The sequence below is a fragment of the Streptomyces sp. NBC_00691 genome (assembly GCF_036226665.1).
Taxonomy (GTDB): Bacteria; Actinomycetota; Actinomycetes; order Streptomycetales; family Streptomycetaceae; genus Streptomyces.
Map to the genome: position 1 here is coordinate 4,359,615 of NZ_CP109007.1, position 15,273 is coordinate 4,374,887.

The 15,273-nt window shown below is 70.5% G+C and carries 16 protein-coding genes; 5 read left to right on the plus strand and 11 right to left on the minus strand.

Annotated elements, in window-relative coordinates; all coding sequences use genetic code 11:
* Positions 1–188: 188 nt before the first annotated feature.
* From OG392_RS19685 to OG392_RS19695, 3 genes are all read left to right on the plus strand, one after another.
* On the plus strand, positions 189–911 hold the full coding sequence (locus tag OG392_RS19685) for a phosphatase PAP2 family protein (protein WP_329281160.1): 723 nt from the start codon (positions 189–191) through the stop codon (positions 909–911).
* A 303-nt stretch (positions 912–1,214) separates the two neighbouring features.
* A complete protein-coding gene (locus tag OG392_RS19690; protein ID WP_443055086.1) occupies positions 1,215–2,057 on the plus strand; it encodes a hypothetical protein in 843 nt (280 codons plus the stop codon).
* Between the two features lie 127 nt (positions 2,058–2,184).
* Complete coding sequence (locus OG392_RS19695; RefSeq protein WP_030323327.1) at positions 2,185–2,370, plus strand: hypothetical protein; 186 nt, start codon at positions 2,185–2,187, stop codon at positions 2,368–2,370.
* Between the two features lie 49 nt (positions 2,371–2,419).
* Here the strand turns inward: OG392_RS19695 and OG392_RS19700 are convergent, their stop codons facing one another.
* Positions 2,420–2,776: a metal-sensitive transcriptional regulator gene (locus OG392_RS19700; RefSeq protein ID WP_148003210.1), complete on the minus strand. Its 357-nt coding sequence runs from the start codon at positions 2,774–2,776 to the stop codon at positions 2,420–2,422.
* Between the two features lie 192 nt (positions 2,777–2,968).
* On the opposite strand from OG392_RS19700, the gene OG392_RS19705 reads away from it, so the two are divergent.
* Together OG392_RS19705 and OG392_RS19710 are read left to right on the plus strand one after the other, a co-directional pair.
* Complete coding sequence (locus tag OG392_RS19705; protein WP_015035093.1) at positions 2,969–3,589, plus strand: DUF47 domain-containing protein; 621 nt, start codon at positions 2,969–2,971, stop codon at positions 3,587–3,589.
* A 6-nt stretch (positions 3,590–3,595) separates the two neighbouring features.
* Positions 3,596–4,594: an inorganic phosphate transporter gene (locus tag OG392_RS19710; protein ID WP_329281169.1), complete on the plus strand. Its 999-nt coding sequence runs from the start codon at positions 3,596–3,598 to the stop codon at positions 4,592–4,594.
* A 228-nt stretch (positions 4,595–4,822) separates the two neighbouring features.
* Here the strand turns inward: OG392_RS19710 and pstB are convergent, their stop codons facing one another.
* The 10 genes from pstB to OG392_RS19760 form a co-directional block, all read right to left on the minus strand.
* Positions 4,823–5,599, minus strand: a complete 777-nt coding sequence (gene pstB / locus OG392_RS19715; RefSeq protein WP_121830846.1) for a phosphate ABC transporter ATP-binding protein PstB — start codon at positions 5,597–5,599, stop codon at positions 4,823–4,825.
* A gap of 26 nt (positions 5,600–5,625) precedes the next feature.
* On the minus strand, positions 5,626–6,699 hold the full coding sequence (pstA, locus tag OG392_RS19720; protein WP_329281173.1) for a phosphate ABC transporter permease PstA: 1,074 nt from the start codon (positions 6,697–6,699) through the stop codon (positions 5,626–5,628).
* On the minus strand, positions 6,696–7,670 hold the full coding sequence (gene pstC / locus OG392_RS19725) for a phosphate ABC transporter permease subunit PstC (RefSeq protein WP_329281174.1): 975 nt from the start codon (positions 7,668–7,670) through the stop codon (positions 6,696–6,698). Before pstC ends, pstA begins: the two co-directional genes overlap by 4 nt.
* A 107-nt stretch (positions 7,671–7,777) precedes the next feature.
* Positions 7,778–8,920 (minus strand): phosphate ABC transporter substrate-binding protein PstS, encoded by a 1,143-nt coding sequence (pstS, locus tag OG392_RS19730; RefSeq protein WP_329281176.1) that lies wholly within the window; start codon positions 8,918–8,920, stop codon positions 7,778–7,780.
* 239 nt (positions 8,921–9,159) lie between these two features.
* Positions 9,160–9,579 (minus strand): NUDIX hydrolase, encoded by a 420-nt coding sequence (locus tag OG392_RS19735; RefSeq protein WP_329281178.1) that lies wholly within the window; start codon positions 9,577–9,579, stop codon positions 9,160–9,162.
* On the minus strand, positions 9,576–10,574 hold the full coding sequence (locus OG392_RS19740; RefSeq protein ID WP_329281180.1) for a CHAD domain-containing protein: 999 nt from the start codon (positions 10,572–10,574) through the stop codon (positions 9,576–9,578). Before OG392_RS19740 ends, OG392_RS19735 begins: the two co-directional genes overlap by 4 nt.
* On the minus strand, positions 10,561–12,930 hold the full coding sequence (locus OG392_RS19745; RefSeq protein ID WP_443054819.1) for an RNA degradosome polyphosphate kinase: 2,370 nt from the start codon (positions 12,928–12,930) through the stop codon (positions 10,561–10,563). Before OG392_RS19745 ends, OG392_RS19740 begins: the two co-directional genes overlap by 14 nt.
* A 127-nt stretch (positions 12,931–13,057) precedes the next feature.
* Positions 13,058–13,993, minus strand: a complete 936-nt coding sequence (locus OG392_RS19750; protein WP_329281184.1) for an ABC transporter permease — start codon at positions 13,991–13,993, stop codon at positions 13,058–13,060.
* Positions 13,990–14,844 (minus strand): ABC transporter ATP-binding protein, encoded by an 855-nt coding sequence (locus OG392_RS19755; RefSeq protein ID WP_329281186.1) that lies wholly within the window; start codon positions 14,842–14,844, stop codon positions 13,990–13,992. The genes OG392_RS19750 and OG392_RS19755 overlap by 4 nt, the downstream gene beginning before the upstream one ends.
* On the minus strand, positions 14,841–15,227 hold the full coding sequence (locus OG392_RS19760; protein WP_329281188.1) for a GntR family transcriptional regulator: 387 nt from the start codon (positions 15,225–15,227) through the stop codon (positions 14,841–14,843). The genes OG392_RS19755 and OG392_RS19760 overlap by 4 nt, the downstream gene beginning before the upstream one ends.
* Positions 15,228–15,273 lie beyond the last annotated feature (46 nt).

Here is a 15,273-nt window from a genome sequence, read left to right on the forward strand (position 1 = left end):
ACCGGACATGGCCGGAACTCTCCGTCATGCACAGGCCCTGAGCTGCGGTGAACCGTCACTCTTCGATAACGTCATCATGATCCACCGGAGGGATCGGAACGCGCGCCTCAGCCGGTTCGTTCCTTGGTCCGACCGCTCTGACCACGGGGGTTGGAAAACACAGACACGAGAGCAAGGGGCCTCAGCAGATGGCTGGACTCGCATCGGACGGTACGAACCCCGATGTCGGCCTGCTCTACGGCATCAACGGGCTGGCCAAGGCCGCCCCGCCGTGGTTCGACCGCGTCATGGAGTTCGTCGGCGAGTACGGGATCATGCTCGCGATGGCCCTCGTCGTGCTGTGGTGCTGGTGGAGCGTGCGCCGCCGCGGCACCCCGGCCGACTCCGTCTCGGCCGTCGCCGGGCTCGTCTGGGCCCCGCTGGCCGCCGGCATCGCCCTCCTGGTGAACATCCCCATCCGCGGCTTCGTCGAGCGCCCCCGGCCCTTCAGGGACCACCAGGGGCTCGAGGTCCTCGTCGACGGGAAGACCGACTTCTCCTTCGTCAGCGACCACGCCACGCTGGCGATGGCCCTCGGCGTCGGTGTCTTCGTCGCCCACCGCAGATTCGGCCTGGCCGCGATCGGCCTCGCCCTCACCGAGGGCTTCGCGCGGGTCTACATGGGTGTCCACTACCCGACTGATGTGATCGGCGGCTTCGCCCTCGGTACGGCGGTGGCGCTGCTCCTGGCCCCGCTCGCCCTCGCGCTGCTCACCCCGGTGGTCTCCGCCGTCGCCCGCTCGGGCCGCTGCGCGGTCCTGGTCCGCTCCCGCCGTGCCGAGCCGGCGCGGCACCCGGAGGCGGTCGGCATCCCCGAGCCCCGCGTCGGCGGCCCGGCCTCGGGCCCCGGCCACAACGACCTGGCCGCCTAGGTCCTAGTCCTCCGGCCCCGTCGCGGAACGGAGGTGGTCCGCGGCGTCCGTGCGGGCCCGGTCGCGGGATCTTCGGGCCGGGCCCGTCCAGCCGCAGCTGCAGCGTGCCAGCGCGAACGAGCCGCGCTCCGACATCGTCGTGGTGTGAGGAGAGGACTGCGCGTGCACCTCACCACGGTACTGCGCGTGACGGCACGCCCCGACCGTCGTTATGCGGATCGGGCGTCCCCAGGGCCCGCGGGGCCCGGGGAAGGGCGGGTCCCGGGCGAACAGCGGTGAGGCGTTGGGGGTGGGCAGGCGATGGTGGTGCATCTGCGGTACGGCCTTCCGGGTGCGCGGGGGAGCGGGGCGTTCGCCGTCACCGCCGTCCTGGTCGGCTCCCTCGTCGGGACCGCGGCGGTCACGGGGTGCGCCGCCCCCGAGGACCCGAAGCCGAAGGGCGACCCCGTCCTCGCCGTCCGGAACGCCCCGGACGCGCTGACGAAGGCCGGCACCTCCAAGGCGAGCACCTCGATGGAGATGGCCGCGGGCGGCACGCGGGTCACCATCCGGGGCGAGGGCGGCTACGACTTCCGGCGCCGTACCGGCCGCCTCCAGGTGGTGCTGCCGAAGGACGCGGCCGGGACCAGCGAGCACCGGCCGATCACCGAGCTCCTCACCCCCGGCGCCCTCTACATGAAGAACCGGGGGGCCGGGGTACCCGCCGACAAGTGGGTGCGGGTCGACACCACCACCCTCGACGACGGGAACCTCGTCACGGGCGGGGCCACCGATCCTGCCGCAGCGGCGGAGCTGCTGAGGGGCGCCCGGCAGGTCACGTACATCGGTGAGGTCGATCTGGCAGGGGTGAGAGTCAGCCACTACCGGGGGGTCGCGGACATCGCGCACGCCGCCCGGGTCGCCTCGCCGCAGCTCCGGGGCGCGCTCGCCGCGGCGGCGAAAGGGTTCACCACGGACACCGTCCCCTTCGACGCGTACCTCGACGCGGAGGGGCGGCTGCGGAAGGTGCGCCACCAGTTCAGTTTCAGCAACCAGGGCCGTACGGTCGCGGTCGCGTCGACGACCCTGCTGTACGGATTCGGGGTCCCCGTCCAGGTGGCGCTGCCGGACCGCCGGGACATCTACGCGGGGAAGATCGAGGGCTGAACGGCCTGACCTGGCCCGGTACTGGCGTGGACCATCGGCAAATGGTCCGGACGTGTCATGCGCGGTGCGTGTCGCCGTCCCTACGCTGGGAGACCGCTGGGAGACCGACGCCGGCAGGAAGAGGTGGATGCGCGTGGCCCCGCCCGGTACAGCAACCGTGACCGCAGACCCGGACTGCGTCGCCCTCGCCGAGATCGAACTGTGCGGTGAACTGATCATCGCCGCTTCGGCCGCGGACGGGGAGCGGCTCAGCGCCGACCGGATCGACGAGGTGCTGAGGGTGGCGGTGGAGCGGGCCGTGGAGGACCTCTGACGGAACGGCCCGGCTCGTCACCGCGTACGGGAGGAGCGGGAGGGAGGCCTCAGGTCCGCATCATGCGGGCGATGGCCTTCGTGGCCTCCTCGACCTTGGCGTCGATGCCCTCGCCGCCCTTGGCCGCCGCGTCCGCGACGCAGTGCCGCAGGTGCTCCTCGAGGAGCTGGAGGGCGAACGACTGGAGGGCCTTCGTCGAGGCGGAGACCTGCGTGAGTATGTCGATGCAGTAGACGTCCTCGTCGACCATCCGCTGGAGACCGCGGATCTGGCCCTCGATGCGGCGGAGCCGCTTGAGGTGCTCGTCCTTCTGCTTGTGGTAGCCGTGCACGCCGTGCTCGTGGTCGGCCGGTCCGACGGCCTCGACGGCCTCGGGGGTGACCTGGTCCGCCTCGGTGGTCGTCATGGCGTCCTCCCGTTGTCCAATAAGGGGGTGTATACCCCTCGTGGGTATATGGTACCGATCCCCGCCGATCCGGGCGGGGGCCCGTGCTGTTCACTGTGCCTGATGGGCGACACTGAGAGACGCCGGTTAGCCGTGGCCGGATGATGCGCCTAGCATCAGCCTGACCGAAACCCAGCACCCCGAGGACCTCACGTGCGATTTCGTCTGACCCCCAGGGAGACGAGCTTCTACGACATGTTCGCCGCGTCCGCGGACAACATCGTCACGGGCTCGAAACTCCTGATGGAACTGCTCGGAGCGGAGCCTTCCGCCCGGGCCGAGATCGCGGAGCGGATGCGGGCAGCGGAGCACGCCGGCGACGACGCGACCCATGCCATCTTCCACCAGCTGAACTCCTCGTTCATCACGCCCTTCGACCGTGAGGACATCTACAACCTCGCGTCCTCCCTCGACGACATCATGGACTTCATGGAGGAGGCCGTCGACCTGGTCGTCCTCTACAACGTCGAGGAGCTCCCCAAGGGTGTCGAGCAGCAGATCGAGGTGCTGGCGCGGGCGGCGGAGCTGACCGCCGAGGCGATGCCGAACCTGCGGACGATGGCCAACCTGACCGAGTACTGGATCGAGGTCAACCGGCTGGAGAACCAGGCGGACCAGATCCACCGCAAGCTGCTCGCGACGCTCTTCAACGGCAAGTACGACGCCATCGAGGTGCTGAAGCTCAAGCAGATCGTCGACGTGCTGGAAGAGGCGGCCGACGCGTTCGAGCACGTGGCCAACACGGTGGAGACCATCGCGGTCAAGGAGTCCTGAGGCTTCGTGGACACCTTTGCTCTGATCGTGACCATCGGTGTCGCGCTCGGCTTCACCTATACCAACGGCTTCCACGACTCGGCCAACGCCATCGCCACCTCGGTGTCGACGCGTGCGCTGACCCCCCGCGCGGCCCTGGCCATGGCCGCCGTCATGAACCTCGCCGGCGCCTTCATGGGCAGCGGGGTCGCCAAGACGGTCAGCGAGGGCCTGATCGAGACACCGCACGGCGACAAGGGGATGGGCATCCTCTTCGCCGCGCTGGTCGGCGCGATCATCTGGAACCTGGTGACCTGGTACTTCGGTCTGCCGTCCTCCTCCTCGCACGCCCTCTTCGGCGGCATGGTGGGAGCAGCGCTCGCCGGCGGTACGGAGGTCATCTGGGGCGGCGTCCTCGACAAGGTCGTCATCCCGATGTTCATCTCGCCGGTGGTCGGCCTCGTGGCCGGTTACCTGGTGATGTGCGCGATCATGTGGATGTTCCGCAAGGCCAATCCGCACAAGGCCAAGCGCGGCTTCCGTATCGCGCAGACGGTGTCGGCGGCCGGCATGGCGCTCGGCCACGGTCTGCAGGACGCGCAGAAGACGATGGGCATCGTCGTGATGGCCCTCGTCATCGCCGACGTGCAGTCGGCCGGCGACGACATCCCGGTCTGGGTCAAGATCGCGTGCGCCGTGATGCTCTCGCTCGGTACGTACGCGGGTGGCTGGCGCATCATGAGGACGCTCGGCCGGAAGATCATCGAGCTGGACCCGCCGCAGGGTTTCGCGGCGGAGACCACGGGTGCGTCGATCATGTTCGGCTCGGCGTTCCTCTTCCACGCGCCGATCTCGACCACGCACGTCATCACCTCCGCGATCATGGGCGTCGGTGCGACGAAGCGGGTCAACGCGGTCCGGTGGGGTGTCGCCAAGAACATCATCCTCGGCTGGTTCATCACGATGCCCGCGGCGGCGCTGGTGGCCGCCGGCAGCTACTACGTGGTGCAGCTCTTCTTCGGCTGACGAGCGGCTTCCCGCCGTCGTGCCGGGGGTCCGGGGGTCGTCCCCCGGGGGATGGAGTATCACGATGCCGGCGGCGGCGCTGGTGGCCGCCGGCAGCTACTACGTGGTGCAGCTCTTCTTCGGCTGAGGCCGGTGAGTGGCTTGAAATGGTCGGGCCCGGCTCCCCTGTGGGGGAGCCGGGCCCTTCGTCTTACGGTGGCACCGCCATGCAGCACCGCAGACGAGTCTCTATCCGAAGCGGCCGGAGATGTAGTCCTCGGTCGCCTGGACGCTCGGGTTGGAGAAGATGCGCTCGGTGTCGTCCAGCTCGATCAGCTTCCCGGGCTGGCCCACGGCCGCCAGGTTGAAGAAGGCCGTACGGTCCGAGACGCGGGCGGCCTGCTGCATGTTGTGCGTCACGATGACGATCGTGAAGCGCTCCTTCAGCTCGCCGATCAGGTCCTCGATCGCCAGCGTCGAGATCGGGTCGAGGGCCGAGCAGGGCTCGTCCATCAGCAGGACGTCGGGCTCGACCGCGATGGCGCGGGCGATGCACAGACGCTGCTGCTGACCGCCGGAGAGGCCGGAGCCCGGCTTGTTCAGGCGGTCCTTGACCTCGTTCCAGAGGTTGGCGCCCTTGAGGGACTTCTCGACGATGTCGTTGAGCTGCGACTTCTTGTACTTGCCGTTGAGCCGCAGGCCCGCCGCCACGTTGTCGAAGATCGACATGGTGGGGAAGGGGTTCGGGCGCTGGAAGACCATGCCGACCGTGCGGCGCACGGCGACCGGGTCGACGTTGGTGCCGTACAGGTTCTCGTCGTCCAGCATCACCTTGCCCTCGACGCGGCCGCCGGGGGTGACCTCGTGCATCCGGTTCAGGGTGCGCAGGAAGGTGGACTTGCCGCAGCCGGACGGTCCGATGAAGGCCGTCACGGAGCGGGGCTCGACGGTCATGGAGATGTCGTCGATCGCCTTGTGGGCGCCGTAGTAGGCGGAGAGGCCGCTGACGTCGATTCGCTTGGCCATATCAATTCACTTCCAGGGTGACCGCGTCAGCGGCCGGTCTTGGGGGCCTTCCAGCGGGCGATGCCGCGAGCCACCAGGTTGAGGATCATGACGAAGGCGATCAGGACGAGCGCGGCGCCCCAGGCGCGGGCCACGGCTGCGTCGGTGCCGACCGCGTACTGCTCGTACACGTAGAGCGGCAGGGAGGACTGAGCGCCTTCGAAGGGGTTCGGGTTGATGAGCTTCGTACCGAACACGAGGAGCAGGATCGGGGCCGTCTCACCGGTGATACGGGCGACCGCGAGCATGACGCCCGTGGTGATGCCGCCGATCGCGGTGGGGAGGACCACCTTCAGGATGGTGCGCCACTTGGGGATGCCGAGGGCGAGGGAGGCCTCGCGGAGCTCGTTCGGGACGAGCTTGAGCATCTCCTCGGTGGAGCGGACCACGACCGGCATCATCAGGATGGCGAGGGCCATCGCGCCGGCGAAACCGGAGGGGCCGAAGCCCAGCATCAGGTTCCAGGTGGCGAGGATGAAGAGGCCGGCGACGATCGACGGGATGCCCGTCATGACGTCGACGAAGAAGGTGACCGCCTGGGCGAGCTTGCCGCCGCCGTACTCGACGAGGTAGACGGCGGTGAGGAGGCCGATCGGGGCCGCGATCACGGTCGCGATGGCGACCTGCTCGATGGTGCCGAGCAGCGCGTGGTAGACACCGCCGCCGGCCTCGGCGTCGAGGACGCCGTTCATCGAGTGGCTCAGGAAGTACCCGTCGAGGACGTCCATGCCCTTGCTGATCGTGACCCAGGCCAGGGAGAGCAGCGGGATGACGGCGAGGACGAAGCAGACCCAGACGAGGCTGGTGGCGACGCGGTCCTTGGCCTGGCGGCTGCCCTCGACCTTGGTGGTGAGCGCGTACGTGATGAGCACGAAGAGCAGCGCGGCGATCATGCCCCACTGGACCCTGCTGTGCCAGCCGGCGCCGAGGCCGATGCCGATGCCCGCGGCGATGGAGCCGGCGGCGATGGCGATCGGGCTCCAGCGGGGGAGACGGGCGCTGGAGAGCGAACTGGCGCGCTTGACCGCCGTGACCGGACGATCCTGTATGGCGTGGCTCATGCCGCTGCCCCCGAGTACTCCTTGCGGCGGCCGATGATCCAGCGGGCGGCGCCGTTGACCAGCAGAGTGATGGCGAAGAGGACGAGACCGGACGCGATCAGGGCGTCCCGGCCGAACTCGTTGGCCTCGTTGAACTTGGCGGCGATGTTCTGCGCGAACGTGCCGCCACCCGGGTCGAGAAGGTGGCCCGAGATGAGGAAGCTGGGGGAGAGGACCACGGCGACGGCCATGGTCTCGCCGAGTGCGCGGCCGAGGCCCAGCATGGAGGCGGAGATGATGCCGGAGCGGCCGAAGGGCAGCACCGACATGCGGATGACCTCCCAGCGCGTGGCGCCGAGGGCCAGGGCGGCTTCCTCGTGCATCTTCGGGGCCTGGAGGAAGACCTCACGGGTGACGTTGGTGATGATCGGCAGGATCATGATCGCCAGCAGGATGCCCACGGTGAAGAGGTTGCGGGCCGGGCCGTCGTTGGCCTTGTCGAAGATGTACGTCCAGCCGAAGTACTCGTTGAGCCACTTGTTGAGGCCGTCGAGGTACGGGACGAGGAAGATCGCGCCCCAGAGGCCGTAGATGATGCTGGGCACGGCGGCGAGCAGGTCGACGACGTACGCGAGCGGCTTGGCCAGCTTGCGCGGGGCGTAGTGCGAGATGAAGAGCGCGATGCCGATCGCGACGGGCACGGCGATGGCCATGGCGATGATCGACGAGACGACCGTGCCGAAGGCGAGGACGGCGATGCCGAAGACCGGCGGGTCGCCCGCCGGGTTCCACTCGAAGGTGGTGAAGAAGTTCGTGCTGTCCTTCGAGATCGCGAGGACGGCGCGGTAGGTGAGGAAGCCGGCGATCGCGGCCATGATCACGAGCAGGGTGATGCCGGAGCCTCGCGACAGACCGCTGAAGATGCGGTCCCCGGGGCGGGACGCGCTCTTGGCGCTCCGGCTCCTGTTTATGTCTGGTGTGGTGGTAGCCATCTGCTTCTCCGGTCTGCGGGGCCCCTACGCGTGTACGGGCTCCTGGCGGCGGTGCACCGGATGCCGGGTCCGGCCCCCCGGTGCGGGGGGCCGGACCCGGCCGGGGGTCAGGACAGGGTGGGGACGATCGCGCGGACCTTCGCGGCGATCTCGGCCGGGAGCGGGGCGTAGCCGGCGTCGGCGAGGACCTTCTGGCCCTCCTCGCTCACGGTGTAGTTGAGGAACGCCTTCAGGGTCGGCAGGGTCTCCGCCTTGTTGCCCTTGTCGCAGGCGATCTCGTAGGTGACGAGGACGATCGGGTAGGCACCCTCGGCCTTCGTGGCGTAGTCGAGGGAGAGGGCGACGTCGCTGCCCGTGCCCTTGACCTTGGCGGCGGCGATGGCCTTGGACGCGTTCTCCGAGGAGGCGGCGACCGGGGCGGCGGCACCGGTGTTGATGCTGACGGTGGAGATCTTGTTCGCGGTGGCGTACGAGAGCTCGAAGTAGCCGATGGAGCCCTCGGCGTCCTTCACCGCGGTGGCGACACCGGAGGAGCCGTTGGCGGCCTGGCCGCCCTGGGCGGGCCACGACTTCGACTTCGGGTCGTGCTTCCAGTCGGCGGCGGCCGCGGTCGAGAGGTACTTGCCCAGGTTCTGGGTGGTGCCCGACTCGTCCGAGCGGTGGAAGGCCTGGATCGTGCTGTCGGGGAGCTTGGCGCCCGGGTTCAGCTTGGCGATCGCCGGGTCGTTCCACTTGGTGATCTTGTTGTCGAAGATCTTGGCGATGGTGGAGGCGTCGAGGACCAGGTTGTCCACGCCGTCCAGCTTGTAGCCGACGGCGATGGGGCCACCGACCATGGGCAGGTTGACGCCCTTGCCGGTCTTGCAGATCTTCGCCGACTCGGCGACCTCTTCGTCCTTCAGGGCGGAGTCGGAGCCCGCGAAGGCGACCTGGCCCTGGTTGAACTTGGTGATGCCGCCGCCGGAGCCGATGGCCTGGTAGTTGATCTCGACACCGGAGCACGCGGCCTGGAAGTTCTTGACCCAGAGGTCCATCGCGTTCTTCTGCGCGCTGGAGCCGGCGGCGAGGAGCTGGCCCTTGGCGCCCTCGCAGGCGATGTTAGAGGCGGCGGCGGAGGTCTTGGTGCCGCCTTCCTTGGCCGGCGTCTCCGTGTTGTTGTCCGAGCCACACGCCGAGAGGACGAGCGCACCGGAGACGACGAGGGCACCGATCGCGGAGGCGCGAAGCCCGTTCTTGCGCGAAAGCTTCACTTTCGGGTGTTCCTTCCAGAAGCCGCCTTGTCGCGGACCGAGTGTCCTGAACGTTCTACGGCGGCGTGTGTCGGTTGGCGGTGCGTCGTGGAGCGCTGTGCACCGTGTAAGGCCGAAATTAGGCAGAACAGGTGAAGCGGTCGACCGAACAGGGTGAACGGAAAGTGAACCGTGCCGTAAGGCCGGGTGCGGGTGGCGCGGGGACGCTTGCCGCGGCAGGGCCGGCCGGTCGTCGGCGGTCAGCCCGCGGTCGTCGCCGTCAGGGCGTTCAGAAGCTCGCGGTCCCGCGGCTGGGTGAGGCGGAGGCGGGCCGCCGAGGGCGGCAGCCAGACGACGCGGTCGACCTCCCGGCTCGGGGTGAAGACGCCCCCGAGGGCGCGGGCCGCCCAGTACTCGACCTCTTTGGGGCGGCCGTCCACCGTGTAGCGGGCCGTGGGCAGGCGGAGGCCGAGCGCGCACTGCTGCCCCGTCTCCTCCTCGACCTCGCGCAGCGCGCAGTCCTCCGCCGACTCGCCCCGCTTCCGTTTCCCTTTCGGATGGGACCAGTCGTCGTACTTCGGTCTGTGGACGAGCGCGATCTCGATGCCATGGCCGGAAAGCGCCGGGCGCCACAGGACGCAGCCGGCCGCCCGGACATGATCCCGGCGCTCCCCGGTCATGGGACGGGCGCCGTCGTTCTGTGCCAGGCCCTCTGGAAGGCGAAGCGGGAGGCTTCCACCTCGTGGCGTTGGTCGGCGTGGAGGACGCCCAGGGCGTACGCGGTGGCGGGGGCGATGCGGGGGGTGCGGGCGGCCGCGGCGGCGGCCGCCGCGGCTTCGGCGGCGTCCCGGTGCCGGTCCAGGGCGCGGGCGGCCTCGAACAGGACGGCGTCGGGTTCGCCCCCGGTGTGCAGGGCCTCGGTGGCGTAGCGGTGCAGCCGGAGCAGGAGCCGTGTCTGGTGCCAGGGGGCGTCCTGGCTCTCTCCGGTGGCCAGCGCGAGGGCGTCCGCGTTGTACGGGTGGGCCGCTCGGGTCAGGGGCAGGGCGGCGACCGAGTCCAGGAGGCGCCGCTCAGCGACCTCGGCCGTACTGTCCAGGACCTCGACGGCCGGGGCGCTGCCCACCGGGCCGAGCGGGACCTCGGAGGCGAGGAGTGCGACGGCGTCGGCGACCGCGTGGAACCGGGCCGAGCCCAGTGCCTGGAGCGAGGCGGAGTGGGCGCGCGTCCGGGCCAGTGTCAGCTGGCGTTCCAGGAGGGCGCCCGCGCGGGCGGCGCCGACGGTGAGGCCGGCCGTGTCGCCGCCGCGGGCGGCGGGGACGGGGCCGTTGCCGTTCATCCCGCTGCTGTTCGACAGGCGGGACAGCGCGTCCACCAGGCGGACCAGCCGCGAGGTGCAGGCGTGTTCCAGGGCGAGGGTGCCCGAGAGCCAGGCGAGCTCGGTGCGCAGCTGGTCGGCCCAGGCGGTGTCGAGCAGCGGCCGGAAGGTGTGGAGCGTGCCGCCGATGCGGCGGGCGGCGGCGCGCAGGGTGCGGGCCGCCTCCTCGGATCCGGCCGAGTCCGATCCGCTCTCGCCGTGGAGCCGGAGGCCGCGGAGGAAGTCCGCGGCCCGGGCGTGCAGGTAGGGGGCCAGGACCTCGCCCGCCGAGACGTCCTGCGACTGGTCAGGGTTGTGCACGCCGGCGCCTCCGCGCGTCGATGAGCATCTCCTGGACGTGCCGGAGCGGTCGGCCCTCGGGGTCGGTCGCGTGCCGCGTCCAGTTCCCGTCGGGGCCGAGGTGCCAGGAGGAGGTGGTGTCGGACATCCCGGTCTCCAGGAGCCGGGTGAGCGCTGCCCGGTGCGCCGGGTCCGAGACCCGCACGAGGGCCTCGATCCGGCGGTCCAGGTTGCGGTGCATCATGTCGGCGCTGCCGAACCACACCTCGGGTTCGCCGCCGTTGCCGAAGGCGAAGATCCGGGAGTGCTCCAGGAAGCGGCCGAGGATGGAACGGACCCGGATGTTCTCCGAGAGGCCGGTGACCCCGGGGCGTACGGCGCAGATGCCGCGGACCCAGATGTCGACCGGGACGCCCGCCCGCGAGGCCTGGTAGCAGGCGTCGATGACGGCCTCGTCGACCAGCGAGTTGACCTTGATCCGTACGTAGGCGGGCCGGCCGGCGCGGTGGTGGGCGATCTCCTTGGTGATCCGGGAGACGAGGCCGTCGCGCAGCGACTTCGGGGCCGTGAGCAGCCGTCGGTACGTCTCGCGGCGGGAGTAGCCGGAGAGCCGGTTGAAGAGGTCCGAGAGGTCCGCGCCGACCTGCGGGTCGGCGGTCAGCAGGCCGAGGTCCTCGTAGAGGCGGGCCGTCTTCGGGTGGTAGTTGCCGGTGCCGACGTGGGAGTAGCGGCGCAGGAGCTCGCCCTCCTGGCGTACGACGAGCGACAGCTTGCAGTGGGTCTTGAGGCCGACGAGGCCGTACACGACGTGGCAGCCGGCCTCTTCCAGCTTGCGTGCCCACTTGATGTTGGCCTGCTCGTCGAAGCGGGCCTTGATCTCGACGAGGACGAGGACCTGCTTGCCGGACTCGGCGGCGTCGATGAGGGCGTCGACTATCGGCGAGTCGCCGGAGGTCCGGTACAGCGTCTGCTTGATCGCGAGGACGTCCGGGTCGGCGGCCGCCTGCTCCAGGAAGGCCTGTACGGACGTGGAGAAGGAGTCGTACGGGTGGTGGAGCAGGACGTCCCGCTCGCGCAGCGCCGCGAAGATGTCGGGCGCGGAGGCGGACTCGACCTCGGCGAGGTCGCGGTGGGTGCCGGCCACGAACTTGGGGAACTTGAGCTCGGGCCGGTCCTGGCCGGCGATCCCGAAGAGGCCGGTGAGGTCGAGCGGGCCGGGCAGCGGGTAGACCTCGGCGTCGGAGACCTTCAGCTCGCGGACGAGCAGGTCGAGGACGTAGGGGTCGATGGACTCCTCGACCTCCAGGCGCACCGGCGGGCCGAAGCGGCGTCGCATGAGTTCCTTCTCCAGGGCCTGGAGCAGGTTCTCGGTGTCGTCCTCCTCGACCTCCAGGTCCTCGTTCCTGGTGACCCGGAACATGTGGTGCGCGAGCACCTCCATGCCGGGGAACAGCTCCTCCAGGTGTGCCGCGATGACGTCCTCGAGAGGGACGTAGCGCTGCGGGGAGGCCTCCAGGAAGCGGGACAGCAGGGGCGGCACCTTGACGCGCGCGAAGTGCCGGTGGCCGCTGACCGGATTGCGTACGACGACGGCGAGGTTGAGCGAGAGCCCCGAGATGTAGGGGAAGGGGTGGGCCGGGTCCACGGCCAGCGGGGTGAGGACCGGGAAGATCTGCTGCCGGAACAGGGTGAAGAGGCGCGCCTGCTCCTTCTCCGTGAGCTCGGGCCAGCGGATCAGGTGGATGCCCTCGTCGGCCAGGGCGGGGGCCACGTCCTGCTGGAAGCAGGCGGCGTGCCGGGCCATGAGCTCGCGCGAGCGCGTCCAGATCAGGTCCAGGACCTCGCGGGGCTGGAGGCCGGAGGCGGAACGGGTGGCGACGCCGGTGGCGATGCGGCGCTTGAGGCCGGCGACCCGGACCATGAAGAACTCGTCGAGGTTCGACGCGAAGATCGCGAGGAAGTTCGCCCGTTCGAGGAGCGGGGTGGTGGGGTCCTCGGCCAGTTCGAGCACGCGCTCGTTGAAGGCGAGCCAGCTGCGCTCCCGGTCGAGGAAGCGGCCCTGCGGCAGCTCGTCGCCGAGCCGGCCGTCGTCCTCGTAGGTGTCCGGGTCGGCGTCGAGATCCGGGTCGATGTCGGTCACGACGGCACCGTTGACCACCTGCGCGCGGCGCGGGGCTATGGAGTCGCCGGACCGCCCGGCGGACGACGGGACGGACGGCGTGGCGGAGGACTGGACCGGGACCTCGGCGGGCTGCTGGCTCATGGCCCCATTCTTCCGCGCGAAGGGGTGGTCGGGCGCGTCGGAGCGGGCCGTGGGGGAGGGAAGTCTCCCCTTGGGGAGGGCCGCCCGGCCGGGCGGCGTCACGGAGCGCTTCATTGCGTGAGCGTCGCAAGCGCGTCTGAATGGCCGGTAACGACGACATGTCGTACGGGAATCGGGGGCGGGGCCGTGTGCGGGCCCCGTCCCTTGATCGTTCGCGTGTTTCAGGGGTGCCGGTGGATCTCTACGGGTGCCGGGCGCGCAGGACGCGGAAGGCGGCGAAGAGCGCGAGGGCGGCGAGCGCGAGGAGGATGCCGGTCTCGATGAGCTGGGTGGGCCAGAAGTGTGACGCGGGGTGGTAGTCGGTGTACTGGCCGGTGAACGGCTCGTCGGGGCGGCAGGCGGTCCCGGGGGCCGGATCCGGGGAGCAGAAGTAGCCGGACATGCGCCGGCCGGATTCGTGGACCAGCCCTTGGTCCACGACCAGGGCGTCGGCGGGTGCGCCGAGGGCGCCTGTGCTCCGGTGCGCCGGTCCGGTGACGGTCTCCACCGGCAGGAACGTCCAGCGGACCGAGCCGAGGATCAGCAGGACCAGGCCGACGGCTCCGCCGGTCACGGCCATGGCGAGAAGCGTGCGGCGGACGAGCTGGCCGACGAGGGCGCCGATGCCGATGGCGAGCAGGACGTAGGCGACGACGACGGTGCCGGTGGCCTCGTACGGTCCGCGTTCCGCCCAGTGGAAGCCCCAGGAGTCCGAGACCCGGGTCCAGCCGAGCCGGTAGACCGCGATCAGGGCGAGTGTGGCGCCGAGGGCGGCGGCGGTCGCCGTGAGGAGCTTGGAGCGCAGCCAGGCCGCCGGGCTGATCGACTGGGTGAGCGAGAGCTTGTACGTGCCCGACTCCAGCTCGCGGGCGATCAGCGGGCCCGCGACGAACGCGCCGACGAGCAGGGGCAGCGCGATCATGCCGTAGGAGAGTTGCTCCATGGCGCCGCGCAGCATGTCGTAGCCGAGGCGGTGTTCGTACGGGAAGTCCCCCGAGGCCCGGTTCTGCGCGTCCCAGATCCGCAGCCCGCCGATCACGGTGAGGGTCAGGGCCACGAGTCCCGCCGTCAGCCACAGCGCGCGCCGGTACTGGCGGGCCGTCACCCAGTAGGGGCCCTTCAGGGCGAGGGTGCTCATGCCGGGGCTCCTTCGGTGGTGCGGAGGTGGGCGAGGAGGAGGTCCTCAAGGGAGGGGTCTCTCGTCTCCCAGGGGCCTTCGAGGGGGCCCTCGCGGCGGATCAGGGCGGTGAGTTGACGGCCCGTCGTGCGGGCCTCGACGACCGTGTGCGGGGCGAGGTCGGCGACCGGGCCGGTGAGCAGGGTGTGGGCGGCGATGAGTTCGTCGACGGGGCCGTCGAGGCGGATGCGGCCGCCGTGGAGCAGCAGGAGGTGGTCGCAGGCGCCCTCCAGCTCGGTGAGGATGTGGGAGGACATGACGACGGTGGTGCCGCGTTCGGCGGCGTCGGCCATGAGCAGGCCCATCAGCTGGTGCCGGGCGAGCGGGTCGAGGTCGGCCATCGGCTCGTCGAGGAGCAGGAGTTCGGGCCGTTTGCCGAGGGCGAGCGCGAGGGCGACGCGGGTGCGCCGGCCGCCGGACAGGGTCCGTACGACGGCCTCGGGGTCGAGCGTGTCGGCGAGGACGCGCCGGGCGGTGGCGTCGTCCCAGCGGCCGGGGTTGAGTTCGCGGCCCATGCGCAGGGTGTCGGCGACGGTGAGCCGGGGGTGGAGCGGCTTGTCCTGGGCGACGTACGCGAGGTGTTCGCGGGCGGGGGCCTGGACCGTGCCCTCGGTGGGGCGGAGGAGCCCGGCGGCGAGGGCGAGGAGGGTGGACTTGCCGGCGCCGTTGGGCCCGACGAGGGCGCAGACGCGGCCGGCGGGGAGGGCGAGGTCGCAGTCCCGCAGGGCCCAGCCGTCGCCTCCTGCCCGTCCTCTTCCTCCGTACCGTCGGCCGAGGCCTTCGGCCTTCAGCGCGATGCCTTCACTCGTCATGCGTCGTCCCCCTCGAAGTGTTCCTTCAGTACGGATGTGAAGAGCGCTGCCACGTCTTCGCGGTCCAGGCCGGCGGTGCGGGCCCGGCGGGCCCAGTCGGCGAGTTCGCCGCGCAGGGGCGAGTCGGCCGGGTTGGTGCCGAGCGTGGCGCGGACGAAGGTGCCGAGGCCGCGGCGGGCCTCGACGAGGCCTTCGCGTTCGAGCTCCCGGTAGGCCTTGAGGACCGTGTTGGGGTTGATGGCCGTCGTTTCGACGACCTCGCGTGCGGTGGGCAGTCGGTCGCCCGGCTCCAGGAGGCCCATCCGGAGGGCCTGTTTCGTCTGCTGGACGATCTGGAGGTAGGTGGCGACGCCACTGCGCCGATCGATGCGGTACTCGACCACGATGCCTTTCCACCACCCTTTCACTAATCAAGTAGTGAAAGGGTGG

Coding starts and splice junctions, on each gene's coding strand:
- OG392_RS19685 (WP_329281160.1), top strand. CDS start 189: ATGGCTGGACTCGCATCGGACGGTACGAACCCCGATGTCGGCCTGCTC.
- OG392_RS19695 (WP_030323327.1), top strand. CDS start 2,185: ATGCGCGTGGCCCCGCCCGGTACAGCAACCGTGACCGCAGACCCGGAC.
- OG392_RS19700 (WP_148003210.1), bottom strand. CDS start 2,776: ATGACGACCACCGAGGCGGACCAGGTCACCCCCGAGGCCGTCGAGGCC.
- pstB (WP_121830846.1), bottom strand. CDS start 5,599: ATGGCCAAGCGAATCGACGTCAGCGGCCTCTCCGCCTACTACGGCGCC.
- pstA (WP_329281173.1), bottom strand. CDS start 6,699: ATGAGCCACGCCATACAGGATCGTCCGGTCACGGCGGTCAAGCGCGCC.
- pstC (WP_329281174.1), bottom strand. CDS start 7,670: ATGGCTACCACCACACCAGACATAAACAGGAGCCGGAGCGCCAAGAGC.
- OG392_RS19735 (WP_329281178.1), bottom strand. CDS start 9,579: ATGACCGGGGAGCGCCGGGATCATGTCCGGGCGGCCGGCTGCGTCCTG.
- OG392_RS19745 (WP_443054819.1), bottom strand. CDS start 12,930: ATGAAGCGCTCCGTGACGCCGCCCGGCCGGGCGGCCCTCCCCAAGGGG.
- OG392_RS19750 (WP_329281184.1), bottom strand. CDS start 13,993: ATGAGCACCCTCGCCCTGAAGGGCCCCTACTGGGTGACGGCCCGCCAG.
- OG392_RS19755 (WP_329281186.1), bottom strand. CDS start 14,844: ATGACGAGTGAAGGCATCGCGCTGAAGGCCGAAGGCCTCGGCCGACGG.